At 53.5% G+C, this 25,825-nt stretch carries 20 protein-coding genes and 2 rRNA genes; all 22 read left to right on the plus strand.

Features of this window, described 5'->3' with window-relative positions; all coding sequences use genetic code 11:
• Positions 1–46: 46 nt before the first annotated feature.
• The 22 genes from tilS (at position 47) to PUR_RS00385 (ending at position 25,801) form a co-directional block, all read left to right on the plus strand.
• The gene (tilS, locus tag PUR_RS00280) at positions 47–1,471 is read left to right on the plus strand and encodes a tRNA lysidine(34) synthetase TilS (protein ID WP_179033531.1); all 1,425 of its coding nucleotides are present in this window, start codon (positions 47–49) and stop codon (positions 1,469–1,471) included.
• 58 nt (positions 1,472–1,529) lie between these two features.
• A complete protein-coding gene (gene hpt / locus PUR_RS00285; protein ID WP_124697681.1) occupies positions 1,530–2,069 on the plus strand; it encodes a hypoxanthine phosphoribosyltransferase in 540 nt (179 codons plus the stop codon).
• A gap of 109 nt (positions 2,070–2,178) precedes the next feature.
• Positions 2,179–4,224 (plus strand): ATP-dependent zinc metalloprotease FtsH, encoded by a 2,046-nt coding sequence (gene ftsH, locus PUR_RS00290; protein ID WP_179033532.1) that lies wholly within the window; start codon positions 2,179–2,181, stop codon positions 4,222–4,224.
• Positions 4,225–4,545: 321 nt separating this feature from the next.
• Complete coding sequence (gene nadA / locus PUR_RS00295) at positions 4,546–5,484, plus strand: quinolinate synthase NadA (protein ID WP_179033533.1); 939 nt, start codon at positions 4,546–4,548, stop codon at positions 5,482–5,484.
• Between the two features lie 40 nt (positions 5,485–5,524).
• Positions 5,525–7,141, plus strand: a complete 1,617-nt coding sequence (gene nadB, locus PUR_RS00300; protein ID WP_179033534.1) for an L-aspartate oxidase — start codon at positions 5,525–5,527, stop codon at positions 7,139–7,141.
• On the plus strand, positions 7,131–8,006 hold the full coding sequence (nadC, locus tag PUR_RS00305) for a carboxylating nicotinate-nucleotide diphosphorylase (protein WP_179033535.1): 876 nt from the start codon (positions 7,131–7,133) through the stop codon (positions 8,004–8,006). Before nadB ends, nadC begins: the two co-directional genes overlap by 11 nt.
• The gene (locus PUR_RS00310) at positions 8,003–8,770 is read left to right on the plus strand and encodes a type III pantothenate kinase (RefSeq protein ID WP_179033536.1); all 768 of its coding nucleotides are present in this window, start codon (positions 8,003–8,005) and stop codon (positions 8,768–8,770) included. Before nadC ends, PUR_RS00310 begins: the two co-directional genes overlap by 4 nt.
• 38 nt (positions 8,771–8,808) lie before the next feature.
• A complete protein-coding gene (gene hslO / locus PUR_RS00315) occupies positions 8,809–9,690 on the plus strand; it encodes an Hsp33 family molecular chaperone HslO (protein ID WP_179033537.1) in 882 nt (293 codons plus the stop codon).
• A 12-nt stretch (positions 9,691–9,702) separates the two neighbouring features.
• Positions 9,703–10,638 (plus strand): peptidylprolyl isomerase, encoded by a 936-nt coding sequence (locus PUR_RS00320; RefSeq protein ID WP_232101655.1) that lies wholly within the window; start codon positions 9,703–9,705, stop codon positions 10,636–10,638.
• Positions 10,639–10,879: 241 nt separating this feature from the next.
• Positions 10,880–11,818 (plus strand): cysteine synthase A, encoded by a 939-nt coding sequence (gene cysK, locus PUR_RS00325; protein ID WP_179033539.1) that lies wholly within the window; start codon positions 10,880–10,882, stop codon positions 11,816–11,818.
• 294 nt (positions 11,819–12,112) lie between these two features.
• The gene (locus PUR_RS00330) at positions 12,113–13,807 is read left to right on the plus strand and encodes an anthranilate synthase component I family protein (RefSeq protein ID WP_232101656.1); all 1,695 of its coding nucleotides are present in this window, start codon (positions 12,113–12,115) and stop codon (positions 13,805–13,807) included.
• Positions 13,804–14,385, plus strand: coding sequence for an aminodeoxychorismate/anthranilate synthase component II (gene pabA / locus PUR_RS00335; protein ID WP_179033541.1), 582 nt, complete (start codon positions 13,804–13,806; stop codon positions 14,383–14,385). Before PUR_RS00330 ends, pabA begins: the two co-directional genes overlap by 4 nt.
• Positions 14,382–15,260 carry an aminotransferase class IV gene (locus tag PUR_RS00340; protein WP_179033542.1) on the plus strand — a complete coding sequence of 293 codons (879 nt, stop codon included), beginning with the start codon at positions 14,382–14,384 and terminating at the stop codon, positions 15,258–15,260. The genes pabA and PUR_RS00340 overlap by 4 nt, the downstream gene beginning before the upstream one ends.
• Positions 15,260–16,102, plus strand: a complete 843-nt coding sequence (folP, locus tag PUR_RS00345) for a dihydropteroate synthase (RefSeq protein WP_179033543.1) — start codon at positions 15,260–15,262, stop codon at positions 16,100–16,102. Before PUR_RS00340 ends, folP begins: the two co-directional genes overlap by 1 nt.
• A 24-nt stretch (positions 16,103–16,126) precedes the next feature.
• Positions 16,127–16,489 (plus strand): dihydroneopterin aldolase, encoded by a 363-nt coding sequence (gene folB, locus PUR_RS00350; protein WP_179033544.1) that lies wholly within the window; start codon positions 16,127–16,129, stop codon positions 16,487–16,489.
• A 10-nt stretch (positions 16,490–16,499) separates the two neighbouring features.
• Positions 16,500–17,048 carry a 2-amino-4-hydroxy-6-hydroxymethyldihydropteridine diphosphokinase gene (gene folK, locus PUR_RS00355; protein ID WP_179033545.1) on the plus strand — a complete coding sequence of 183 codons (549 nt, stop codon included), beginning with the start codon at positions 16,500–16,502 and terminating at the stop codon, positions 17,046–17,048.
• A complete protein-coding gene (locus PUR_RS00360; protein ID WP_332107946.1) occupies positions 17,015–17,212 on the plus strand; it encodes a helix-turn-helix domain-containing protein in 198 nt (65 codons plus the stop codon). The genes folK and PUR_RS00360 overlap by 34 nt, the downstream gene beginning before the upstream one ends.
• Positions 17,213–17,226: 14 nt before the next feature.
• Entirely contained in the window at positions 17,227–18,249 is a 1,023-nt protein-coding gene (dusB, locus tag PUR_RS00365; protein ID WP_179033547.1) for a tRNA dihydrouridine synthase DusB, read from the plus strand.
• A 199-nt stretch (positions 18,250–18,448) separates the two neighbouring features.
• Positions 18,449–18,928: a transcription elongation factor GreA gene (greA, locus tag PUR_RS00370; RefSeq protein ID WP_179033548.1), complete on the plus strand. Its 480-nt coding sequence runs from the start codon at positions 18,449–18,451 to the stop codon at positions 18,926–18,928.
• Positions 18,929–19,120: 192 nt separating this feature from the next.
• A complete protein-coding gene (gene lysS / locus PUR_RS00375) occupies positions 19,121–20,641 on the plus strand; it encodes a lysine--tRNA ligase (protein WP_179033549.1) in 1,521 nt (506 codons plus the stop codon).
• A gap of 424 nt (positions 20,642–21,065) precedes the next feature.
• Positions 21,066–22,622, plus strand: a 16S ribosomal RNA gene (locus PUR_RS00380).
• 245 nt (positions 22,623–22,867) lie between these two features.
• Positions 22,868–25,801: ribosomal RNA gene (locus tag PUR_RS00385) — 23S ribosomal RNA — on the plus strand.
• The 16S and 23S rRNA genes sit together here, the layout of an rRNA operon.
• Positions 25,802–25,825: the final 24 nt, after the last annotated feature.

Below are 25,825 nucleotides of genomic sequence, written 5' to 3' on the forward strand. Positions count from 1 at the left end.
ATCAAGCCGCAGGTTACTTGCGGCCGGGCAGGGAAGGAAACCGGCTATGGCCATATGGAATGAACTGTTGGAGTCGGTGATGGACGCTGCAGCCGAACACGGGCTGTGGGAGCCCGGAGACGCCATTGTAGTCGCAGTGTCCGGAGGGCCGGATTCTGTGGCTCTTTTGCATGTTTTGCATGAAATATCCGTGAGCCGGATACCGCTCACGCTGATTTGCGCCCATGTGAACCACGGGTTCCGCGCGGAGTCGGCTCAGGAGGCTGAGCTTGTGCGCAGCATGGCTGAAGAGCTCGGAATCCCTTTTGAACTCGCCGAGTTCGATATTCCTTCTTTTATGAAGGAAAGCGGCCTCGGTCCGCAGGAAGCGGCAAGGGAGAAGCGTTACCAATTCCTGATTAATACGGCGCAAAGCCGGGGCGCCCGTTCCGTTGCTCTGGCTCATCATGCCGACGACCAGGCCGAGACGGTTCTGATGCGGCTGCTGCGCGGCAGCGGGCTGTCGGGGCTTGCCGGGATGCGCTTTAAAAGAACCGAAAAAAACGTGGAACTTATCCGCCCCTTCCTTCGTATTAACAAGGCGGCGATCGTGGAGGCATGCCGGCAGAGAGGCTACCGCTATGCCGAAGATCCCAGCAATGGACTGACGAAGTACAAGCGTAACGCGGTCAGGCTGGAGGTGCTTCCTTTTCTGGCTCGCTACAGTCCGAGACTGGGCCGTTCGCTTACGCAGCTGGCGGAAATCGCCAGCGCCGAGGATGATTTTATGGAAGAGGCGGCCGCCAGATGCTTTGCCGGGAACGTCCGGCAGGAACAGGGCAAATGCACCCTGGACAGAGCGGATTTTGCCGCCATACCCTCCGCTTTACAACGGCGTTTGATTAAACTAATATTAAATTATCTGTCGGCGGATACGCCGGAAATCGATTTTCCGAAGGTTGAATCCGTGAGGCGGGGAATATTGCAAGATATGCCCACCGCCTGGAGTCTAGATTTGGGCCGCGGCCTAACCTGTATACGGCAGTATAACACCATTTATTTTTTATCCGCTCCTTTGGATCATCAGGCAAGCTACGTTTATCGCTTATCTTCGCCGCAGCCCCGGATCGAACTGGGCGAGATCGGCAAGGCGATCACGATGACGCTCGCAGAGAGAGAGAATGAGGCGGTCCAGAGGGGAGAGGGCGGCAAGCTGTTGGCCCGGTTCGACTATAAAGAGCTGGTCTTCCCGCTGACGATTCGTACCAGATTGCCTGGAGATACCATAAAGGTCATGGGATTAAACGGAAGCAAAAAGGTAAAAGATATTTACATTGATGACAAAATACCTTCTACCGAACGTTCACGCATTCCCATTGTGTGCGACGGTTTGGGCAATATTGTCTGGATTCCGGGCGTTCGACGCTCGGTCCATGCCCCCGTCGGGAATCATACGGATTCGGTTCTGCTGCTGTCGATTGAAGACCTGTAGAGGATAACCGTAATGGCCGCAGACAGTTTTTCATAGTATAACTTAGGAGGTTCGCAGGTTGCAGAACGACATTCAGGAAATTTTGATCAGCGAAGAAGAAATTCAGGAAAGAGTCAAAGAGCTTGGCGCCAAGCTGAGCGATGTATACGAGGGACGCAACCCTTTGGTCATTTGCGTGCTGAAAGGCGCGTTTATTTTTATGGCCGATTTGGTTAAAGTCATAACAGTACCGGTCGAAATGGATTTTATGGCCGTATCCAGCTACGGAGCGACAACCAAGTCTTCGGGTGTTGTCAAAATCATCAAGGATTTGGACGTTCCGGTCGATGGCCGCCATGTGCTGATTGTCGAGGATATTATCGACAGCGGACTTACGCTGAGCTATCTGATTGAGCTGCTCCGCAATCGCAACGCTGCTTCAATTTCCGTCGTGACCTTGTTCGATAAACCGGCGGGCCGTACCGTAAGCCTTGAGGCGGATTACACCGGTTTTGTCATCCCCGACGAGTTTATTGTGGGATACGGACTGGACTATGCCGAGAAGTATCGGAATCTCCCTTATATCGGGGTATTGAAGCCGGAGATTTACTCTAAATAACCCATTGATCGCCTTGGTCTTCCGGATCATTTACCTAAAGTCACCTTTATTTGAGGTGCTCCGATAGGCTATGGTACAATAACTTAAGTGTTGCGAGAGGAGGTAGGGGATGAATCGGTTCATCCGAAATTCTGGTTTTTATTTGATTTTATTTCTAGTCGTGGTGGGCATTGTCCAATTCGTCAGCAATGGAAATGAAGCCGCCGATTTCCCTAGATATGACCAGCTACGGCAGGAGCTTAAGAGTAACAATGTGAAGGATTTGACGGTTCAGTTCGAAGGCAATGCCTTTAATGTAACCGGCGCTTATAAACAGAAGCCGGGATGGGCTAAATCGGAAAGCTTCTCCACATACATTCCTCCTACGGACGCGGCCATTAATGAATTGGCTGATGCCAGTCAGGCTAACAACATTCCGTTCACCCAGAAGAAAATGGAGGGCGACAGCATCTGGCTGACCTTCCTTTCCTCGATCATACCGCTTGTCATTATGTTTATCCTGTTCTTCTTCCTGTTCAATCAGGCGCAGGGCGGCGGCGGCAAGGTGATGAATTTCGGCAAGAGCAAAGCACGTCTTTACAATGAAGAGAAGAAGCGGGTCACCTTTGAAGATGTAGCCGGAGCCGACGAAGAGAAGCAAGAGCTTGTCGAAGTCGTCGAGTTCCTGAAAGATCCCCGTAAATTCGCCGCCGTTGGCGCGCGCATTCCTAAAGGGGTGTTGCTAGTAGGTCCTCCCGGTACCGGTAAAACATTGCTTGCCCGCGCTGTAGCGGGGGAAGCGGGCGTTCCGTTCTTCAGCATCTCCGGTTCCGACTTTGTGGAAATGTTCGTCGGTGTCGGCGCTTCGCGGGTACGCGACCTGTTCGAGAACGCGAAGAAGAACGCGCCTTGTATCATTTTTATCGATGAAATCGACGCCGTCGGCCGCCAGCGCGGCGCCGGGCTTGGCGGCGGGCATGACGAGCGCGAACAGACGCTCAACCAGTTGCTCGTCGAGATGGACGGATTCGGCGGCAATGAAGGCATTATCATCGTCGCGGCTACCAACCGCGCCGACATCCTCGATCCCGCCCTGCTTCGTCCGGGACGCTTTGACCGTCAGATTACGGTTGACCGCCCTGACGTGAAAGGCCGCGAGGCCGTACTTAAGGTCCATTCCCGCAACAAGCCGCTGACCAAGGACGTGAAGCTTGACGTCATCGCCAAGCGCACAACCGGTTTCACCGGCGCGGATCTGGAGAATTTGCTGAACGAAGCGGCGCTGCTCGCCGCCCGCCGCAACCGCAAGGATATCTCCATGCGGGAAGTGGATGAGGCCATCGACCGCGTCATCGTCGGCACCGAGAAGCGCAGCCGTGTAATCAGCGACCGCGAGAAACGGATCGTCGCTTACCACGAAGCCGGCCATACGATTGCCGGATACTTCCTGGAACACGCCGATATGGTTCACAAGGTGACGATCATCCCGCGCGGACGCGCCGGTGGATATGTCATTATGCTTCCGAAGGAAGACCGCATGCTGGTTACGAAGCAGGAGCTGCTTGATAAGGTAACCGGATTGCTCGGCGGCCGGGTAGCCGAGGAAATGTTCATCGGCGAGATCGGCACAGGCGCGTACAGTGACTTCCAGCAGGCAACGCGTATCGTGCGCAGCATGATTATGGAATACGGCATGAGCGAGAAGCTCGGACCGATGCAGTTCGGCACATCCCAAGGCCAAGTATTCTTGGGCCGGGATATCGGACACGAGCAGAATTACAGCGACTCGATCGCTTACGAAATCGACCAGGAAATGCAGCGGTTTATCACGGATTGCTATGACCGATGCAAAGCGCTGTTGAAAGAGCACGCGAAGGAAATGCACCTGATCGCCGGTACACTGCTGGAGAAAGAGACGCTGGAGCTTGAACAGATCAAAGAGCTGATTGAGCAGGGCTATCTGACTGAAGACGGCAAGCCGGCGGATAGCGTGGCGAATGAAACCGCAGATCCGGTTATCGATTCAATCGGCGACGTAAAAGTGCGCATTCAGGGCAAATCCGAAGAGCCTCATGCTACTTTGGGCGATTCGCCCAAAGACATTCCGAACAATCCGCAGCAAGGCGGGGAGGACGGAAATGACGACGGCAAGGGCGGCGGAGCAAGCCTGAGCTAATCGAAATTTTGTTGCAGGCCAAACAACAATCTGATCCGGAGAACGAAGTCGTTCTCCGGATTTTTTTTGGAATATGGGAAAGGTTAAGCTGTGTTGCGATAATCGGCTTTAAGGCCCGGCAATGAAGCAAGCTCCCGTAATTCGCCGCTTTTGTAGAGTGTATCCATTGGATTGACAGGGCGTAGAACGTTGTGTACATTAGTGATAAATATTACGAACTATATATCGTTTACAAAACGCCGATTTACTTTTAACATTCTGGTTATGTGCAGATTTAATATGCCGGCGAGAGGGCCGTCAACATAAGGGGGAAATTGTACCGTGGAAGCTCTGGCGCTGGAGCGCAAGCAAGAACAGAACCGTGAACTGCGTGAACGTCTTGAACATCTGAAGAAGGAACGGAATGCTATCATCTTGGCTCATTATTACCAGCGCGATGAAATTCAGGAAGTTGCCGATTTCCGGGGGGACTCTTTTTTATTGGCTCAAAAGGCCGCGGCGACAGATGCGGAAGTCATTGTGTTCTGCGGCGTTCACTTTATGGGTGAAAGCGCCAAAATTTTGGCGCCTGACAAGACGGTCCTTATTCCCGACGAGCGCGCCGGCTGTCCTATGGCCGATATGGTCAACGTGGACGGTCTTCGCAAGCTGAAAGCGAAGCATCCGAACGCCAAAGTGGTCACCTACATCAACTCCTCTGCCGAAATCAAAGCGGAGACGGATATATGTTGTACTTCCGCCAATGCCGTTCGGGTTATCGAGTCGCTGGATGCGGAAGAAATCATCTGGGTTCCGGATAAGAACCTGGGCCACTACGTTCAGGAGAAAACCGGCAAGAAGCTGATCATTTGGGAAGGTTACTGCAATACCCATGATATGCTTACGGTCAAGGATGTTGTGGAAATGAAGGCCAAGTATCCGAATGCCCAGTTTGTCGTTCACCCCGAGTGCCGACCGGAAGTCGTGGCTATGGGCGACTTTGTCGGCAGCACTACCGCCATTATCGATTACTGCAAGAAATCGGACGTTCAGGAATTTATCGTGGGGACCGAGGACGGCACAGGCTATCAGCTGCGCAAGGACAGTCCCGATAAAGACTTCCATTTTGCCTCCAAGTTCCTGGTATGCCCTAATATGAAAGTCAACAATCTCAAAAAATTGGTAAAATGCCTGGAGACGATGAAGCCGCAGATTTATGTGCCGCCCGCTGTCGCAGACAAAGCCAGAAAATCCCTAGAGCGCATGCTACAAGTCCGGTAGCATGCGCTACTCTTTCATTGAAACAGGTGAATAAGCGGTCATGATTCCACAATATTTGGTTGATTTCGACCTGCGGGAGCTCCCAACCGTAGAAACAGATTGCATCGTCATCGGCTCCGGCATTGCCGGACTGTTCACAGCTATCAAGGCCAGTGAGGATCGGCGGGTCATTATGATTACGAAGAAGTCGCTGATGGAGAGCAACACGCGTTATGCTCAAGGAGGGATCGCCGCCGTAATCGCGGAGGACGATTCGCCGCTATACCATCGGCAGGACACTTTAATGGCCGGCGCCGGGCTGTGCTCCTCGGCATCCGTAGATGCGCTCGTGAATGAAGGCCCGGAAGGCGTACGCGAACTGATACGGCTTGGAACGCTGTTTGACAAGGAGGACGGCGTTCTGGCGCTGACGCAGGAAGGGGCGCACAGCCACCGGCGGATTCTGCATGCGAATGGAGACGCAACCGGGTATGAAATTGTGCGCGCGTTGGTGCAGCAGGTATTGGAACACCACAATATTGAGGTATGGGACGACCATTTTGTGATCGATCTGATAACCGATGACGGTGAGTGCGTTGGAGCGCTTGTACAAAAACCGAACGGAGAGCGCCTTTTTTTGAAGGGGGATGCGACGGTCCTCTGCTCCGGCGGAGCGGGTCAATTGTACCGCTATACAACCAATCCCGAGATTGCGACGGGCGACGGAGTAGCAATCGCATACCGGGCGGGCGCACATATCCGGGATATGGAATTTATTCAATTCCACCCGACGGCGCTCAGTTACCCCGGCGCTCCCCGGTTTTTGATATCGGAAGCGGTGCGGGGCGAAGGGGCTGTGCTGCGCAATATCAAGGGTGAGCGCTTTATGGAGAAATACCATGAGCTGCTTGAGCTGGCGCCCCGCGACGTTGTGGCCCGGGCGATTGTCAGCGAGATGGAAGAAACGAAATCGACCTTTGTCTATTTGGATATCACCCATGAATCCGCGGATATGGTGAAGCATCGGTTCCCGACGATATATAAGACTTGCATCGGCTACGGTTTGGACATTACAAGCGACTGGATTCCGGTCGCTCCGGCTGCCCATTATATGATGGGGGGCATCAAGACCGATCTGAATGGGGAGAGCAGCATTCCGAGGCTTTTTGCCTGTGGCGAGGTATCGTCCACGGGCGTGCACGGCGCAAACCGGCTGGCCAGCAACTCTCTTTCGGAGGCGATCGTCTTCGGGCGGCGCATTATCGAGCGGGTCCGCAGCCTGCCGAAGCTGAACAAGACGCATATATCCGCGGGCTGTGATCAGGGGCGTCAGGAGCATCCGACACAGGCTATGGTGGAGCGCCGCCTGAAGCTGCAGAAGATCATGGTACGCTATGTCGGACTGCGGCGGAATGAAGAGATGCTGCTCAAAGGACTTGAAGAGTTGAACCGTCAGCTGCCGATTTTTGGAGGAGCGCTGACCAAACGTGAAGATTATGAATTCGCCAACATGCTGATCTGCAGCCTGCTTGTTACGGAATCGGCGCTGGCGCGCGAGGAGAGCAGGGGGGCTCATTACCGGGAAGATTTTCCGCAGCGGGATGATGAGTATTGGCGTAAGCATTTGCTCCAGATTCGCGAGCTGGGCATAGTGGAGGAGACAAGCGATGATGTTTAACGGTTACAATGAACAACTGGTGCAATCGATCAAGAATTGGCTAAAAGAAGATGTCGGCTCCGGAGATGTGACGACGCTGACGACGATTGCGCCCGGACATCAGTCCAAGGGTATTATTCATGCAAAAGAAGAAGGCGTGGTATGCGGCATTCCCGTCGCGGAGCTGGTGTTCGAGGTTGTCGACCCAAACCTGTCCTTCACTGCACTGGTGAAGGAAGGAGAACGGGTGGCAAAAGGAACCGTGCTCGCGGAGGTCGAGGGCAGCACTCATGCGATTTTGACCGGAGAGCGACTTGCTCTGAATTTGATGCAGCGGCTCTCGGGTGTGGCTACGCGGACGGCTTCGTTCGTGCAGGCGCTCGAAGGGCTGCCAGCGAGGCTGGTCGACACGCGTAAGACAACGCCGGGACACCGGATACTGGAGAAATACGCCGTACGCATCGGCGGCGGCGCCAATCACCGGTTCGGCTTATACGATGCCGTAATGATTAAAGATAACCATATCAAGGGGGCCGGCGGCATTCAGAAGGCCGTCAGCAGAGCCCGTGCCAATATTCCGCATACGATGACAATTGAAGTTGAGGCCGAAAGCCTGGAACAGGTAGAGGAAGCGCTGGCAGCAGGCGCGGATATTATTATGCTGGATAATATGTCGCTTGCATTAATGAAAGAGGCCGTGCGCAGAATTAAGACGAAGGCGCCGCATGTGAAGACAGAAGCCTCGGGCAATGTGTCGCTGGAAACGGTTCGCGGCATCGCCGAAACAGGCGTTGATGTGATTTCCGTCGGACGGCTCACCTATTCTTTTTCCAGTTTGGATATCAGTCTGGATCTGAATGCGAAGAAGGAGGGCGCTTTGTCATGATGCTGGCCGTGGATATCGGCAATACGAATATTGTGCTTGGGGTTTACCGGCAGCGGGAACTCCTGCACCATTTCCGGCTTAGCACGGGGCGTCAATCGACCGCGGATGAATACGGGATTATGATTTACAACTTGTTTAATATGTCGGGTCTTTCCGTGAAAAATGTGGAAGGAGTGATCATTTCTTCCGTCGTTCCTCCGCTGGTGCACGTGATCGTGGAGATGTGCGTGAAATATATCGGCAAAGAGCCGCTGGTAGTGGGGCCCGGAATCAAGACCGGGCTCAATCTGCGTTATGAGAACCCCCGGGAAGTCGGCGCGGACCGGATTGTGAACGCCGTGGCCGCCATTGAGCGCTATCAATGTCCGCTCGTCGTTGTCGACTTCGGAACCGCCACGACGTTCGACTGTATCGACGGCAGCGCCAATTATCTTGGAGGCGCCATCGTGCCGGGCATCGGAATATCTACAGAGGCGTTATATCAGAGAGCATCCAAGCTCCCCAGAATCGAGCTGGAGAAGCCCAAGAAAGTCATCGGCCGGAATACCGTGCATGCGATGCAGGCCGGTATTATTTTCGGCTATGCCGGACAGGTTGAAGGGATTGTAAGGCGAATCAAGGCCGAGATGAACGCTCCCGAACTGAAGGTTATCGCGACAGGCGGACTGGCGCCGCTGATTGCGGGCGAGACGGAGTGCATTGACGAGGTCAATTCGATGCTTACGCTGGAAGGACTGCGCATCATTTACGCTCGCAATCAATAAACTCGAAATTGAATCGAGAACAGGAGGGCTAGGCACCCATGCAGAATAAAAAGGACCGGTTGGTTCGGGGAACGGCACTCGACGGCAGGGTACGGGCTTTTGCGGTTCGTACAACAGAACTTACAGCAGAGCTGCAGCGCAGACATGATATGTATCCGACGGCAACGGCAGCACTCGGACGCACGGTTACCGCAGCCGCCATGATGGGAGCCATGCTCAAGGGCAGGGAAATGATCAATATACAGGTCAAAGGAAACGGTCCGATCGGGCAAATTGTCGCAGAGGCAAATGCAGAAGGGGAAGTCCGCGGCTATGTCCAGAATCCTCATGTTCATCTGCCAAGCAACAGTTTAGGCAAGCTGGACGTGGCGGGAGCAGTTGGAACCGAGGGCTTTATCCATGTGATTAAGGATCTCGGCCTGAAAGAGCCTTACCGCGGCAGTGTGCCGATTGTTTCCGGCGAGCTTGGCGACGATTTCACGTATTACTTTGCCGTGTCGGAGCAGACGAATTCCGCGGTCGGGCTCGGCGTGCTGGTCGAAGCGGACAACAGCGTCAAGGTGGCGGGCGGTTTTATTATTCAGCTGCTGCCGGGTCTGAGCGATGAGGAGATTACGGAAATCGAAAAAAACTTAAGTTCGACCCCTTCGGTCACGGCACTGCTGGATCAGGGAATGGAACCGGAGGAAATGCTGCGCCAAATTTTGCCGGATACGGAAGTGCTGGACGAAATGGCGATCACGTTTAAATGTCATTGCTCCCGCGAACGGGTGGAGCAGACCCTGGTAAGCCTGGGCAGATATGAACTGGAGCAGATCATCGAGGATGACGGCAAGGCAGAAGTGGTATGCCACTTCTGTAATGAAGCCTACTCTTTCAACAAGACCGAACTGCAGGAAATTCTCAATCAAGCGAAATAGGATCGTGTGGGGATGACGAGACAGGAATGCGCTCTGCGCAAGGCCGTTCTCGTTCTGGCCGGGTTCATCCTTCTTCTTGCCATCCTTCTCATATGGGAATGGCGAAAGGAACAAGGAACGGACGGGAACGATGAAGGCGGAAAAAGAATAGCGAATGTGGCGGGCCAATCTATTACGCAGCGTCAGTGGCAAGATGAGCTTCAAAAGAGACATGGCGACGAAGTGCTGCTCGTGATGCTTAACCGGATTGCGGTGGGGGCCGAGGCCAAGAAACTCGGGATTTCCATCTCCGATCAGGAAGTCGACCGGGAACTGAAGACGGCGGCTTCCGGATACGGTTCGGAGGAGCAGTATTATGCGCAGATGGAATCGGAGCTTGGCATGTCCAAGGAGGAAGTCCGCGAAGAAACCGCATACAGACTTAGGCTGCAGGCGGTGGCAACGGCCGGAATTGTAATTAACGACGGGGAAATCGATGAGTATTTGCAGCAGAATCCGGACCGGTTCCGGCCCGTCAAGGAGATTGGGCTGTCGATCATCAAGGTTAGTTCCTATATGGAAGCGGAGCGGGCCTTGGACCGGCTGGAAGCCGGGGAAGATTTTGCTGATTTGGCAAAAGAGATTTCTATTGACGAGGACAGCAGACTTCACGGAGGCCGGGTCGGCATGGTGGAGGAAGACGACCCTTTTTGGCCGCAGGAACTGCTCAAGACAGCGGCGGGGCTAAATCCCGGAGATGTTGCCGGTCCGTTTCAGATTGAGGGCGGTTATGCCGTAATCCAAACGGATAAAGTAACCGTTCCGCAGATGCCGGACGACCGGGAAATCAGGGATCAGGTCCGCAAGGAGCTTGCCTTGGAGCAGGCTCCGCCGCTGCAGCAGGTCGAGGATGGTCTGCGCGCCAAATATGGAGTAGCAATAGATGTTGACAAGGGACTACAAGATTGATAATATGAGAGTAACGTAAAACCTACTGATTTAGTCGGATTAGGACGACGGCCCTACATCAACCGTCGTACAGCGCGGGGCTTGGCGCGCGGCGTTTTCTATACTTTCGGGGGCAGACCCGGCATGACCAATGTTGAACTGAGGGCGGCCGCTGATGACCCAAGGGGCAAATGCTGAAGACTTAGGTCACAAGTAACACATTCTTTTTATCTCATTTATCATTCTTAGGAGGTTTTTGCTCATGTCTAAAGTGGTCAATAATGTAACCGAGCTTATTGGAGGAACTCCGCTTGTACGCTTGAACCGGATTGTGCCGGAAGGCGCAGCGGAAGTTTATGTGAAGCTCGAATACCAGAATCCGGGTTCCAGCGTTAAGGACCGTATTGCAGTCAGCATTGTGGAAGAAGCCGAGAAGGAAGGCCGCCTGAAACCGGGAGATACGATTTTGGAAGCGACCAGCGGCAATACGGGTATCGGTCTGGCAATGGTAGCTGCGGCTAAAGGATACAAAGCTATTATCGTTATGCCTGAGACGATGAGCTTGGAGCGTCGCAACCTGCTTCGCGCTTATGGCGCGGAATTGGTTCTGACTCCGGGATCGGAAGGCATGAACGGCGCGGTCAAGAAAGCCGAAGCCATTCTGGCCGAGAATCCTAGCTACTTTGTTGCCGAGCAGTTCAAGAATCCGGCCAACGTGAAGATTCACCGTGAAACGACGGGACCGGAAATCGTGGAAGCGATCGATTCGATCGGTGGATCGCTGGACGCTTTTATTGCGGGTATCGGTACAGGCGGAACGATCACCGGCGCCGGCGAAGTGCTGAAGGAGAAATATCCGGACATTAAGATCTATGCGGTAGAGCCTGCGGCTTCGCCAATTCTTGCGGGCGGCAAACCGGGCCCTCACAAAATTCAGGGCATCGGAGCCAACTTCATTCCTGACATTCTGAACCAAAATGTTTACGATGAAATCATTCATATAGAAAATGATGAAGCTTTTGAAACGGCGCGCCGTGTAGCGAAGGAAGAGGGCATTCTGTCCGGTATATCTTCGGGAGCCGCTATTTTCGCAGCAATCAAAATCGCCAAAGAACTGGGCGCTGGCAAACGTGTCGTTGCGATCGTTCCAAGTAACGGCGAACGTTACCTCAGCACGCCGCTGTACAACTACGAAGCTTAATTGATTTTTTCATCGATAATTTAATGTAATGTACGGCAAAGAGCCTTTGACTTCCGCCTGTGAGCGGTTGTTTAAGGCTCTTCTTTATTTTGGAAAAGCATAAGCTTTGCGCTTTAGCTCCGGCCTTGCCGTTTGGTATTGGGCCTATCGGTTCTAGCTTATTCCGTATTTTGAACTTTACAGCCATTCTTACCCGGCAAAAATAAGCGGCCCTTGCGGTTAGGCTTTTCAAAATTGGCGAAAATACAGTATACTGACAGGCAAATAGCTATTGAGGCGTTTAGGAGGATGAACTTGGAGATCGTTGTGGGATGGAAGGAATGGGAGCAGTGGGCCGGCGATGGCTGGAACACCCTGCCTCTGATCATACGATCGCAGCATGGCCCGGGCGGACTGCCCCGCTCATGGAAAAAGGCATGGGAAATCGCATCGCCTTATTCCGTAGTATTGGAAAGCGGAAAGGGAGGACGCTATACGTATCTCGGATTGCGCCCTTCGTCTGTGCTGACAGGCAAAGGGGAGCGCGCCGAGGTGCTGTGGACCATAGGCGGCTGTGATTCGGGAGCGGGCAGCTCGGCCGAAGTAGAAACCGGGGTGCTTGGGGGTGCGCCGCTTGAGGTGCTGCGCCGATGGATGGCGCCTTTTACCGCTCCCCGTCCGGATAATTCCATCCTTCCGCCGTTTACGGGGGGCTGCGTAGGCTTTCTGTCTTATGATGTGGTCCGCTCGCTGGAACGTCTGCCTGCCGCTTCGGAGGATAACCCTGGATTTTCCGATTATCTCTGGATGCGGCTGGATGAGATATGGATTTACGACCATGAGGAGGATCAGCTGTACTGCGCGGTACACACCTTAATCCCTTCAGAGGATCGCATTGGACAAGAAGCTCCAGGGAATGGGGCATATACGGGGGAGACTCCTTCCGCGAATCCTCCCTCGGGAGCTGTGTCCGTTGAAGGACTCAGGGCGCTTTACGAAGAGTCGCTGGACAAAGCGGAGGGAATGCTAAAGCAGTGGCGGGAAATATGCGACGCGGCGGAGGCCGTAGAGGAGGCCGGTGCGGACAATCCGCATGTTCCGCATATCCCCGCAGCGGCCGAATCCGGCGAATGGCCGGGGATGTCCTCGGCCTTCACCAGGGAGAAGTTCCAGCAGGCTGTGCTGGATATCCAGGAATACATCCGCCAGGGCGATGTATTTCAGGTGAACCTTTCGCTTCGGCAGGAAGCGAAGCTGAACTCCTCGCCGGAGGAGGTGTACGAGTGGCTGCGCAGGCTCAACCCGTCCCCGTACATGGGGCTGCTGCGCTCGCCCGGCTTCGCGCTGTCCAGCGCTTCGCCGGAGCTGCTCGTCAAGCTGCACGGGGACAAGGTGAGCGCGCGGCCAATCGCCGGCACCCGGCGCAGAGGCCTGACTCCCGCGGAGGACGCCGCCATGGAGGCGGAGCTGCGCGGGAGCGTCAAAGAGACGGCCGAGCATATTATGCTCGTCGATCTGGAGCGCAACGACATCGGCCGCGTCTCTGCGTACGGCTCGGTTCACGTACCTGAGCTGATGACCGTGGAGCGATACTCACATGTCATGCATTTGGTCTCCCAGGTCAATGGGCGGATCGCAGAAGGCAAGGATGCTTACGATACGATCGCGGCGATGTTTCCGGGCGGAACGATTACGGGAGCGCCGAAGGTAAGGACGATGGAGATTATCGAGGAACTGGAGCCGGTCCGGCGGGGTCCGTATACGGGTTCGATAGGTTGGATTGACTACGGCGGCAATATGGAATTAAATATTATTATACGAACGCTTGTCGTAAAGGACGGAACAGGTTATATTCAGACGGGCGCGGGCATTGTGATCGATTCCGATCCTTACCGCGAATACCGGGAATGCCACAATAAAGCCAAAGCCATCGTCAAGGCGGTCCTGTGCAGCGAGGCGGCATGGGAGAAGCGGATGGGCGGCGGCGCGGAGGGAGCGAAAGAAACATGATACTGGTTATCGACAACTATGACTCTTTTACGTATAATCTCGTGCAGTATTTGGGGGAGTTGGGCGAGAAGGTCGAGGTGCGCCGCAACGATGAAATCACCGTCGAAGAGATTGAAAAGATGGCGCCGGACCATATTCTGATCTCTCCGGGACCGTGTACACCGAATGAGGCGGGTATCAGTCTCGAACTGATTGACCATTTTAAAGGAGTAATCCCGATCTTCGGCGTTTGCCTCGGTCATCAGGCGATCGGACAGGCATTCGGCGGCAATGTTATTCGAGCGGAGCGTCTGATGCATGGCAAAACCTCGCCGATCCATCATAAAGGAGGCTCTGTCTTCGAGGGATTGGAATCGCCGTTTACCGCAACCCGGTATCATTCTCTGCTGGTGGAGCGCGAGAGCCTGCCGGGTTGCTTGGAAATTACGGCCGAAACGGCGGAAGGCGAGATTATGGGACTTCGCCATAAGGATTATCCGATTGAGGGCGTACAGTTCCATCCGGAGTCGATTATTACCGATCACGGCCATACGATGCTGCGCAATTTCCTGAAACGAAAAGCCGGAAAGACGGTATGAACTATATAGGAGTTAATGGCGGCGTCGTTGACGCCGCGGATGCCGTGGTTTCCGTCAGGGATCACGGCTTTTTGTACGGCATCGGTCTGTTCGAGACGTTTCGGACATACGGCGGGAGACCTTTTTTGCTGGAGCGGCACCTGGAACGTATGGCGGAAGGCTGCCGCCAGCTCGGCATTCCTTATGAGCCCGACACTGCTAGCCTGACGGACTGGGCCAGGAAGCTCATAAAACGGAATGGGCTGCAAGAAGCTTATGTCCGTTTTACTATAACTGCCGGCGAGGATGCTTTGGGTCTTCCTACGGGAGACTATACGCATCCGAATCAGGTGCTGTTCGCCAAAGCGCTGCCGCAGCGCCCCGCCGAACTCGATACGTATGGCAAAGAGCTGCAACTGCTCAAACTGCGCCGGAATACGCCGGAAGGCAAGGTGCGCTTCAAGTCGCTGCATTATATGAATAATATTTTAGCCAAAAGAGAGCTGACGCTCTACCCGTCCGCGGCCCGCGGCGCCGAAGGTCTAATGTTAACCGAGCGCGGAGTAGTGGCGGAGGGCATCGTCAGCAATGTGTTTTTCGTGAAAGAGGGCCGTTTGTTCACACCGGATGAGTCTACGGGCATACTCCCGGGAATTACCCGGGAAATGGTGATGGAGCTTGCACGGAGCGAAGACCTAGAGGTTGAAACCGGAGCGTATTCATGGGAAATGCTGAGTACGGCGGACGAAGTTTTTTTGACCAATTCGATTCAAGAGATCGTACCGGTAACCGTTCTATGGAAAGAGAGTGAACGTAGGGCGGTCGGAAGCGGGACTGCAGGTCCCATCACTTCCTTGCTTCTTAAGAAATATCGACAGAAAGCGGGCGGAGAGTAATGAAGCCTACACTTTATTCGCGAAAATATAATTGCGGCCCGACTGAACTTGCTTTGGGAACGCGGACTTTGGTCATGGGAATCCTGAATGTCACCCCGGATTCATTCTCAGACGGCGGACTTTGGGACAAGCCCGAAACGGCGGTCCTCCATGCGCTTCAGATGGCGGAGGAAGGTGCTGACATTATCGACATCGGCGGCGAATCGACGCGTCCCGGACATGAACCAGTGAGCGCTGATGAGGAATTGACGCGTATCCTTCCCGTTATCGAGGCGATTCACCGGGCTGCGCCGCAAATCCCTTTATCGGTCGATACGTATAAAGCGGAGGTGGCGAAGCAGGCGATTGCCGCCGGAGCACATATTATTAACGACATCTGGGGCTGCAAAGCCGACCCCCTTATGGCAGCGGTCACCGCCGAAGCCGGCTGTCCGATCATATTGATGCATAACCGGCATGAGCGGAATTACACCGATTTACGGGCCGATATGATTGCAGACCTGCGCGAAAGCATCGATTTGGCTTTACAGGCGGGAGTCCAGGCGGAGAAAATCATCCTCGATCCCGGCATCGGCTTTGCCAAGGATTATCATGAAAATTTACGGGCGATGATGTCGCTTGACTCTTTGACCGAGCTCGGCTATCCCGTGCTGCTTGCCACGTCGCGCAAACGGTTTATCCGTACGGCGCTTGACCTGCCGGTAGACGATTTGGTCGAAGGTACTGCGGCAACTGTGGCTTTGGGCATCGCGCAGGGCTGTCAAATTGTACGCGTTCACGATGTGCGACTGATCAAACGGACCGTAACGATGTGTGACGCCATGCTTTACTCTGGTCAATAAATAACGAAAGGCGGCACCGCCAAAATGGACAAAATGAAGCTTCACCGCATGGAATATTACGGTTACCACGGCGTTTTTGAAGAGGAACGCAAGTTGGGCCAGCGGTATTATATTGATTTGGAGTTTGAAATGGACTTAAGCGGAGCGGGACTGAGCGATGATCTCCAGCAGACGGTAAACTACGCAGAGGCGCATGCGTTGGTTAAAAATATTGTCGAAATGGAGTCCTATAAGTTAATTGAAGCTTTGGGAGAACGTATTGCATCTGCCTTACTTGACACTTATACTATTATCAACGCGGTAACGGTCAAGGTGACCAAGCCGCATCCGCCGTTCGACGTTCATTTCCAGGGAGTGACTGTGGAACTGTTCCGAACGAGAAAGTGAGAACCGATTCATGAGTAATCATTCCCCCTCTGAGCAGTCAGAGGCTTATATTGCTTTAGGGGCCAATTTGGGAGACCGCGAAAAAAGTCTAAAAGAGGCGCTTGCCCTCCTTAATGCCCATACAGATATTCAGGTTATGCGCTGTTCCGGCGTATACGAGACCGAGCCTGTCGGTTATTTGGATCAGCCGAATTTTTTAAATATGGCGGCAGCCGTGCGCACATCGCTGATGCCTGAAACGCTGCTGAATGTGATGCTGGAGATTGAGAATCAGCTGGGCCGGGTGAGGGAGATACAGAACGGTCCGCGGACGGTGGATTTGGATTTGCTGTGGATGGATGGACAGACTATGAATACTCCGCATTTGACTCTGCCGCACCCCCGTATGCTGGAACGCGCATTCGTGCTTTTTCCGCTCCGCGATATCGTGCCGCAGGATGAACCGTCCGGGCTCTTGGAAAAAGTAACGGACGCGCTGGGCAAGTTAGACGGAAGGGAAGGAATCAAGTTGTGGACAACAAGCGGGTGGGAAGGCGGATTCGGGCATTCCGCAAGCTAAAGGGCTATACTCAACAGGAGTTGGCGGACCGCGCCGGCATTTCGCTCACTGTGCTTGGAGCGGTAGAGCGGGGAAATCGACGTTTGGAAGATCAAATTTTAGATAAAATTGCGATAGTTTTGGAGGTCGGGGTCAAGGAATTGACCGACTTATCCTCAATATAAAGGAAGTGAACAGCATGCTTAAAATCGGCAACATCGAAATGAAAAACCAGGTTGTGCTCGCGCCCATGGCCGGCGTCTGCAATCCGGCTTTCCGGCTGATCGCCAAAGAGTTCGGAACCGGCCTGGTCTGCGCGGAAATGGTCAGCGACAAGGCGATTGTGCATGGCAACAAGCGGACACGCGAAATGCTGTTTGTCGACGAACGCGAGAAACCGCTGAGCTTGCAGATTTTTGGCGGGGACCGCGAGTCGCTTGTCGAAGCGGCAAAGGTAGTTGATAAAGAAACGAACGCCGATATTATCGATATCAATATGGGCTGCCCCGTGCCGAAGGTAACAAAATGCGACGCCGGCGCCCGTTGGCTTCTTGAGCCGAACAAGATTTATGAAATGGTCTCCGCAGTTGTCGATGCTGTCGATAAGCCGGTGACCGTCAAAATGCGGATCGGCTGGGACAGCGAGCATATTTACGTCGTGGACAACGCGCGCGCGGTGGAACGGGCGGGAGGCCAGGCGATCAGCGTGCATGGACGGACGCGCGAGCAGCTGTACACCGGACACGCGGATTGGAGCTATATCCGTCAGGCCAAGGAAGCTGTGTCTATTCCGGTAATCGGCAACGGCGATGTGCAGACGCCGCAGGATGCCAAAGCCATGCTGGATCAGACCGGCTGCGACGGCGTGATGATCGGGCGAGGTGCGCTCGGCAATCCGTGGATGCTGTACCGCACCGTCAAGTATCTAAGCACCGGAGAGCTGCTGTCCGATCCATCCCCGAAAGAGAAGATCGAGGTCGCCATTTTGCATATGGACCGGCTGGTCGCGCTGAAAGGCGAAGCGGTGGCTGTGCGCGAAATGCGCAAGCATCTGGCCTGGTATTTGAAAGGTCTGAAAGGCGCGGCCCGCGTAAAGGATGTTATTATGGAAGAAACGAAACGGGACGAAATGGTGCGGATTTTAAGCGATTTTGTCGACAAGGTTTCGGAAGAAGAATCGGGCGATGTAGAAGGCGCTGAAGCGTCCGTTTCTGCGGTATAACGCCTGCTGTCGTGCTTTATTTGGATGCGCCGGACGATACGAAGGCTGTCATTGACATTTTGTAACGGTTCCCATATAATTTCACAGTATAAATTCGCCGTTTCAAATAATGCAAGGCAGCGGAGGGTTCTTATCCCTTCGGATTCGCATATAGTTATGGTGTTTTCAATAAATGTATACGACAGGAGAATCGGTTAAGATGAGCGATAAAGAAGTCATCCTTACCCCGGACGGACTCAAGCGTCTGGAAGAGGAATTGGAGAACCTCAAATCCGTTAAGCGCCGCGAAGTAGCCGAGCGGATTAAAGTAGCTATCGGATATGGAGATATAAGCGAAAACTCTGAGTATGAAGATGCCAAGAACGAACAGGCTTTTATCGAAGGCCGCGTCATTACCTTGGAGAAAATGCTTCGCAACGCCCGCATCATCAACAGCGATGAAATCAACACCGAGGTCGTCAGCGTCGGAGTAACGGTTTCCGTAGAGGACATGGAATTCGGGGATGTCATGGAGTACACGATCGTCGGCAGTGCCGAATCCGATCCGCTTAACAACAAGATTTCCAACGAAAGTCCGGTTGGCAAAGCCATTATCGGGAAGAAAAAGGGCGCTGTCGTCGATGTCAACGTGCCCGCAGGCGTTATTCAATATAAAATCATTGATATTAAGATGAAATAAATTGCGGATCTAAACGTCCGATCGCACTCGACTGCGCAGCCGGCGATGGTTGATTATACCGGACTGACGCAGACGGGAAACCGTTTGGATAAGCTTCCTTAGGGAAGCTTTTTTCAGGATATAAGAAAGATTAGGGTTCTAAAGGAACGGTCTACACAAGGTTCAAATCTGTTTTTGAAGGGATGACACGCAATGAGTGAAGAAATCAGCAATCAGGCGGGTACGGAGAGCGAGCTAAGCGAACTGCTGCAGATTCGCCGTGGCAAATTGGACGAGCTTCGGGGACTTGGGATCGATCCGTTCGGCAAAAAGTACCAGCGTACGCATAATGCCGGAAATATTATAGCCAAATATGACGGATTGACCCATGAAGAGCTGGACGAGCAGGCCGTTCATGTAAGCGTCGCAGGTCGGATTATGGCCAAACGGACAATGGGTAAAGCCAGCTTTGCCCACATTCAGGATCTTAGCGGTAAAATTCAAATTTACGTCCGTCAGGACAGCGTGCCGGAAGTCCAATATGCGGCATTCAACGTGCTTGATCTTGGAGATATTATCGGCGTGACCGGCACCGTCTTCAAGACAAAGACCGGAGAGACCACAATCAAGGTGAGCGAGCTTGAAGTGCTGACTAAATCACTGCTTCCGCTTCCGGATAAATATAACGGCCTCAAAGACGTCGAGCTGCGCTACCGCCAGCGTTATGTCGATTTGATCATCAACCCTGAGGTCCAGCAGACCTTTATCGCCCGTTCGCGGATTATTCAGTCCATGCGCCGTTACCTGGATTCGCTCGGTTATCTGGAGGTTGAGACGCCTACCCTTCATGCCATTGCAGGCGGCGCGGCCGCCCGTCCGTTCATTACTTTCCACAATACGCTGGAAATGGAGCTGTACATGCGGATCGCTATCGAGCTGCATTTGAAGCGGCTCATCGTCGGCGGTCTGGAAAAGGTATATGAAATCGGCCGCGTCTATCGCAACGAGGGCATTTCCACCCGCCACAATCCAGAGTTCACCATGATCGAGCTCTATGAGGCTTATGCAGATTACACGGATATTATGCGCCTGACCGAGAGTTTGATCGCGCATATCGCCCAGGAAGTGCTGGGCACGCAAAAAATCAACTACCAAGGCCAAGAGGTCGACTTGACCCCTGAATGGCGCCGCGTATCGATGGTGGATGCGGTTAAGGAAGTAACCGGTGTGGATTTTGGTGTGCATATGACCGACGAAGAAGCCCATCGGCTTGCCAAGGAGCATCGCGTACCGGTAGAAAAGCATATGACCTTCGGCCATATTCTTAATGCTTTCTTTGAGCAATTTGTCGAAGAGACGCTGATTCAGCCTACGTTTGTAACGGGTCATCCTGTCGAAATTTCGCCGCTCGCCAAAAAGAATGACCATGATCCGCGGTTTACCGACCGTTTCGAGCTGTTCATCGTAGCGCGCGAGCATGCCAATGCATTTAGCGAACTGAATGACCCGATTGACCAGCGCCAACGGTTTGAAGCTCAGCTTCAGGAGAAGGAGCAGGGTAACGATGAAGCGCATGAGATGGATGACGACTTTATTCGTGCGCTTGAATATGGCATGCCTCCGACAGGCGGGCTCGGGATTGGCGTCGACCGTCTCGTTATGCTGCTGACCGACTCGGCATCGATTCGTGATGTGCTGCTGTTCCCGCATATGCGCAACCGTGCAGGAGAATAAAGAACAGATTCTATCTATATAGAAGATAAAACCCAGGGGAGCGGCGAAGTGTCGGGCTTTCCTGGGTTTTTGATTTTTTCCTATAATACTATTGCAATCTATTAATAGATATGGTATATTCTAATTCCGGCCAAGAAATACGAGTTCTGCTTCAAAAAGAAATTAAAAAAAGAGCTTGCATTAAACGGTCCGATATGATATATTATAAAAGTTGCTGCTGAGACATTAAGTTGAACGGCGACAAACAAGTTTGATCTTTGAAAACTGAACAACGAGTGAGTGGGAATTCGCTTTAGCGAGTTCCAAAATGAAGAGAATGCAAATTCTCGTCAGATGTTTCAAAATGAGCTTATCGCTCTATCGATAAACTTTTCGGATGGTTATTTTCTCGGAGTGATCCGGGTGGTAACCTCACGAAAAAACCTTATTGGAGAGTTTGATCCTGGCTCAGGACGAACGCTGGCGGCGTGCCTAATACATGCAAGTCGAGCGGAGTCCTCTTGAGAGCTTGCTTTCAAGAGGACTTAGCGGCGGACGGGTGAGTAACACGTAGGCAACCTGCCCCTTGGACTGGGATAACTACCGGAAACGGTAGCTAATACCGGATAAGACCTTCTGGTGCATACCGGAAGGCGGAAAGGCGGAGCAATCTGCTACCAGGGGATGGGCCTGCGGCGCATTAGCTAGTTGGTGGGGTAACGGCTCACCAAGGCGACGATGCGTAGCCGACCTGAGAGGGTGAACGGCCACACTGGGACTGAGACACGGCCCAGACTCCTACGGGAGGCAGCAGTAGGGAATCTTCCGCAATGGGCGAAAGCCTGACGGAGCAACGCCGCGTGAGTGATGAAGGTTTTCGGATCGTAAAGCTCTGTTGCCAGGGAAGAACGTCTTGTAGAGTAACTGCTACAAGAGTGACGGTACCTGAGAAGAAAGCCCCGGCTAACTACGTGCCAGCAGCCGCGGTAATACGTAGGGGGCAAGCGTTGTCCGGAATTATTGGGCGTAAAGCGCGCGCAGGCGGCTGTTTAAGTCTGGTGTTTAAACCATGGGCTCAACCTGTGGTCGCACTGGAAACTGGGCAGCTTGAGTGCAGAAGAGGAAAGTGGAATTCCACGTGTAGCGGTGAAATGCGTAGAGATGTGGAGGAACACCAGTGGCGAAGGCGACTTTCTGGGCTGTAACTGACGCTGAGGCGCGAAAGCGTGGGGAGCAAACAGGATTAGATACCCTGGTAGTCCACGCCGTAAACGATGAGTGCTAGGTGTTAGGGGTTTCGATACCCTTGGTGCCGAAGTTAACACAGTAAGCACTCCGCCTGGGGAGTACGGTCGCAAGACTGAAACTCAAAGGAATTGACGGGGACCCGCACAAGCAGTGGAGTATGTGGTTTAATTCGAAGCAACGCGAAGAACCTTACCAGGTCTTGACATCCCTCTGAATCGTCTAGAGATAGGCGCGGCCTTCGGGACAGAGGAGACAGGTGGTGCATGGTTGTCGTCAGCTCGTGTCGTGAGATGTTGGGTTAAGTCCCGCAACGAGCGCAACCCTTGACTTTAGTTGCCAGCAGGTGAAGCTGGGCACTCTAGAGTGACTGCCGGTGACAAACCGGAGGAAGGTGGGGATGACGTCAAATCATCATGCCCCTTATGACCTGGGCTACACACGTACTACAATGGCCGGTACAACGGGAAGCGAAACCGCGAGGTGGAGCCAATCTTATAAAGCCGGTCTCAGTTCGGATTGCAGGCTGCAACTCGCCTGCATGAAGTCGGAATTGCTAGTAATCGCGGATCAGCATGCCGCGGTGAATACGTTCCCGGGTCTTGTACACACCGCCCGTCACACCACGAGAGTTTACAACACCCGAAGTCGGTGGGGTAACCCGCAAGGGAGCCAGCCGCCGAAGGTGGGGTAGATGATTGGGGTGAAGTCGTAACAAGGTAGCCGTATCGGAAGGTGCGGCTGGATCACCTCCTTTCTATGGAGAATCGTTTCCCGAGCGGAAACATTCAAATCGGAAGCTAAGCTTCCAAAACTCAGGTTTAGGCCTGTTGCTCACTCGTTGCTCAGTTTTGAGAGCTCAAACTCTCAATCTTGATCCTTGAAAACTGGATACCGAAACGAAAATTGCGTTTTAGAACATCTTTTAGCTGAACTTGTGTCAAGCGATTGATCAAGTGAAGTGAATAGTGGTTCATGATTTTCCCTAACGGGAAAACATGTGGTTAAGCTACTAAGAGCACACGGAGGATGCCTAGGCGCCAGGAGCCGATGAAGGACGTGGCGAACAACGAAAATGCCTCGGGGAGCTGTAAGCAAGCGTTGATCCGGGGGTGTCCGAATGGGGAAACCCGGCTGTGGTAATGCACAGTCACTCCTACCTGAATTCATAGGGTAGGTGGAGGCAGACCAGGGGAACTGAAACATCTAAGTACCCTGAGGAAGAGAAAACAAGAGTGATTCCGTCAGTAGCGGCGAGCGAACGCGGAACAGCCTAAACCAGGGAGCTTGCTCCCTGGGGTTGTGGGACGTCTCACATGGAGTTACAAAGGAACAAGATAGGTGAAGAGGTCTGGAAAGGCCCGCGATAGAGGTAAAAGCCCTGTAGCCCAAATTTGGTTCCCTCCGAGACGGATCCCGAGTAGTGCGGGGCACGTGAAACCCCGTATGAATCCGGCAGGACCATCTGCCAAGGCTAAATACTCCCTGGCGACCGATAGTGAAACAGTACCGTGAGGGAAAGGTGAAAAGCACCCCGGAAGGGGAGTGAAATAGTACCTGAAACCGTGTGCTTACAAGAAGTCAGAGCCCGTTATAGGGGTGATGGCGTGCCTTTTGTAGAATGAACCGGCGAGTTACGTTTAACGTGCAAGGTTAAGGCGAGAAGCCGGAGCCGCAGCGAAAGCGAGTCTGAATAGGGCGACTTAAGTACGTGGGCGTAGACCCGAAACCGTGTGATCTACCCCTGTCCAGGGTGAAGGTGCGGTAACACGCACTGGAGGCCCGAACCCACGCACGTTGAAAAGTGCGGGGATGAGGTGGGGGTAGCGGAGAAATTCCAATCGAACTCGGAGATAGCTGGTTCTCCCCGAAATAGCTTTAGGGCTAGCCTCGGTGATTAACAGTACTGGAGGTAGAGCACTGATTGGGTGCGGGGCCCGCAAGGGTTACCAAGCTCAGTCAAACTCCGAATGCCAGCTACTGATGCACCGGGAGTCAGACAGTGAGTGCTAAGATCCATTGTCAAAAGGGAAACAGCCCAGACCATCAGCTAAGGTCCCCAAGTGTGTGTTAAGTGGGAAAGGATGTGGAGTTGCACAGACAACCAGGATGTTGGCTTAGAAGCAGCCACCATTGAAAGAGTGCGTAATAGCTCACTGGTCGAGTGACTCTGCGCCGAAAATGTAACGGGGCTAAACACACCACCGAAGCTATGGCTTGATGCGTATGCATCAGGGGTAGGGGAGCGTTGTATGTGGGTTGAAGGTTGACTGTAAGGACAGCTGGACAGCATACAAGTGAGAATGCCGGTATGAGTAACGAAAAGATCAGTGAGAATCTGATCCGCCGAAAGCCCAAGGTTTCCTGAGGAAGGCTCGTCCGCTCAGGGTAAGTCGGGACCTAAGGCGAGGCCGACAGGCGTAGTCGAAGGACAACAGGTTGATATTCCTGTACCACCGTAATCCGCTATGAGCGATGGGGGGACGCAGGAGGGTAGTGACGCGGACTGATGGATGTCCGTCCAAGCAGCGAGGCTGGTGTATAGGCAAATCCGTACACCATTAAGGCTGGGCTGTGATGGGGAGCGAAAATTACAGTAGCGAAGGTCATGATCTCACACTGCCAAGAAAAGCCTCTAGCCAGGAGAAGGTGCCCGTACCGCAAACCGACACAGGTAGGCGAGAAGAGAATTCTAAGGCGCGCGGAAGAACTCTCGTTAAGGAACTCGGCAAAATGACCCCGTAACTTCGGGAGAAGGGGTGCCTCGGTAGGGTGAATAGCCCGAGGGGGCCGCAGTGAAAAGGCCCAAGCGACTGTTTAGCAAAAACACAGGTCTGTGCGAAGCCGCAAGGCGAAGTATACGGGCTGACGCCTGCCCGGTGCTGGAAGGTTAAGGGGAGCGGTTAGGGGTTAAACCCGAAGCTGTGAACCGAAGCCCCAGTAAACGGCGGCCGTAACTATAACGGTCCTAAGGTAGCGAAATTCCTTGTCAGGTAAATTCTGACCCGCACGAATGGCGTAACGACTTGGGCGCTGTCTCAACGAGAGATCCGGTGAAATTTTAATACCTGTGAAGATGCAGGTTACCCGCGACAAGACGGAAAGACCCCATGGAGCTTTACTGCAGCTTGATATTGAACTTGGGTACGATCTGTACAGGATAGGTGGGAGCCTTAGAAGCCGGAGCGCCAGCTTCGGTGGAGGCGCCGTTGGGATACCACCCTGATCGTATCTAGGTTCTAACCTGGCACCCTAAACGGGTGCGGGGACCGTGTCAGGCGGGCAGTTTGACTGGGGCGGTCGCCTCCTAAAGCGTAACGGAGGCGTCCCAAGGTTCCCTCAGAATGGTTGGAAATCATTCGAAGAGTGCAAAGGCAGAAGGGAGCTTGACTGCGAGACCAACAAGTCGAGCAGGGACGAAAGTCGGGCTTAGTGATCCGGTGGTACCGCATGGAAGGGCCATCGCTCAACGGATAAAAGCTACCCTGGGGATAACAGGCTTATCTCCCCCAAGAGTCCACATCGACGGGGAGGTTTGGCACCTCGATGTCGGCTCATCGCATCCTGGGGCTGAAGTAGGTCCCAAGGGTTGGGCTGTTCGCCCATTAAAGCGGTACGCGAGCTGGGTTCAGAACGTCGTGAGACAGTTCGGTCCCTATCTGTCGTGGGCGTAGGAAATTTGAGAGGAGCTGTCCTTAGTACGAGAGGACCGGGATGGACGTACCGCTGGTGCACCAGTTGTTCCGCCAGGAGCATGGCTGGGTAGCTACGTACGGACGGGATAAGCGCTGAAAGCATCTAAGCGTGAAGCCCCCCTCAAGATGAGATTTCCCAATTTAGTAAGACCCCTTGAAGACGACGAGGTAGATAGGTTGGAGGTGGAAGTGCAGCAATGCATGGAGCTGACCAATACTAATCGGTCGAGGGCTTATCCAAATTTCTAAAATGCAAAGTTTCGTT

The organism is Paenibacillus sp. URB8-2, from assembly GCF_013393385.1.
GTDB lineage: Bacteria > Bacillota > Bacilli > Paenibacillales > Paenibacillaceae > Paenibacillus_AQ.

Coding starts and splice junctions, on each gene's coding strand:
- tilS (WP_179033531.1), top strand. CDS start 47: ATGGCCATATGGAATGAACTGTTGGAGTCGGTGATGGACGCTGCAGCC.
- ftsH (WP_179033532.1), top strand. CDS start 2,179: ATGAATCGGTTCATCCGAAATTCTGGTTTTTATTTGATTTTATTTCTA.
- nadB (WP_179033534.1), top strand. CDS start 5,525: ATGATTCCACAATATTTGGTTGATTTCGACCTGCGGGAGCTCCCAACC.
- nadC (WP_179033535.1), top strand. CDS start 7,131: ATGATGTTTAACGGTTACAATGAACAACTGGTGCAATCGATCAAGAAT.
- PUR_RS00310 (WP_179033536.1), top strand. CDS start 8,003: ATGATGCTGGCCGTGGATATCGGCAATACGAATATTGTGCTTGGGGTT.
- hslO (WP_179033537.1), top strand. CDS start 8,809: ATGCAGAATAAAAAGGACCGGTTGGTTCGGGGAACGGCACTCGACGGC.
- PUR_RS00320 (WP_232101655.1), top strand. CDS start 9,703: ATGACGAGACAGGAATGCGCTCTGCGCAAGGCCGTTCTCGTTCTGGCC.
- cysK (WP_179033539.1), top strand. CDS start 10,880: ATGTCTAAAGTGGTCAATAATGTAACCGAGCTTATTGGAGGAACTCCG.
- pabA (WP_179033541.1), top strand. CDS start 13,804: ATGATACTGGTTATCGACAACTATGACTCTTTTACGTATAATCTCGTG.
- PUR_RS00340 (WP_179033542.1), top strand. CDS start 14,382: ATGAACTATATAGGAGTTAATGGCGGCGTCGTTGACGCCGCGGATGCC.
- folP (WP_179033543.1), top strand. CDS start 15,260: ATGAAGCCTACACTTTATTCGCGAAAATATAATTGCGGCCCGACTGAA.
- folB (WP_179033544.1), top strand. CDS start 16,127: ATGGACAAAATGAAGCTTCACCGCATGGAATATTACGGTTACCACGGC.
- folK (WP_179033545.1), top strand. CDS start 16,500: ATGAGTAATCATTCCCCCTCTGAGCAGTCAGAGGCTTATATTGCTTTA.
- dusB (WP_179033547.1), top strand. CDS start 17,227: ATGCTTAAAATCGGCAACATCGAAATGAAAAACCAGGTTGTGCTCGCG.
- greA (WP_179033548.1), top strand. CDS start 18,449: ATGAGCGATAAAGAAGTCATCCTTACCCCGGACGGACTCAAGCGTCTG.
- lysS (WP_179033549.1), top strand. CDS start 19,121: ATGAGTGAAGAAATCAGCAATCAGGCGGGTACGGAGAGCGAGCTAAGC.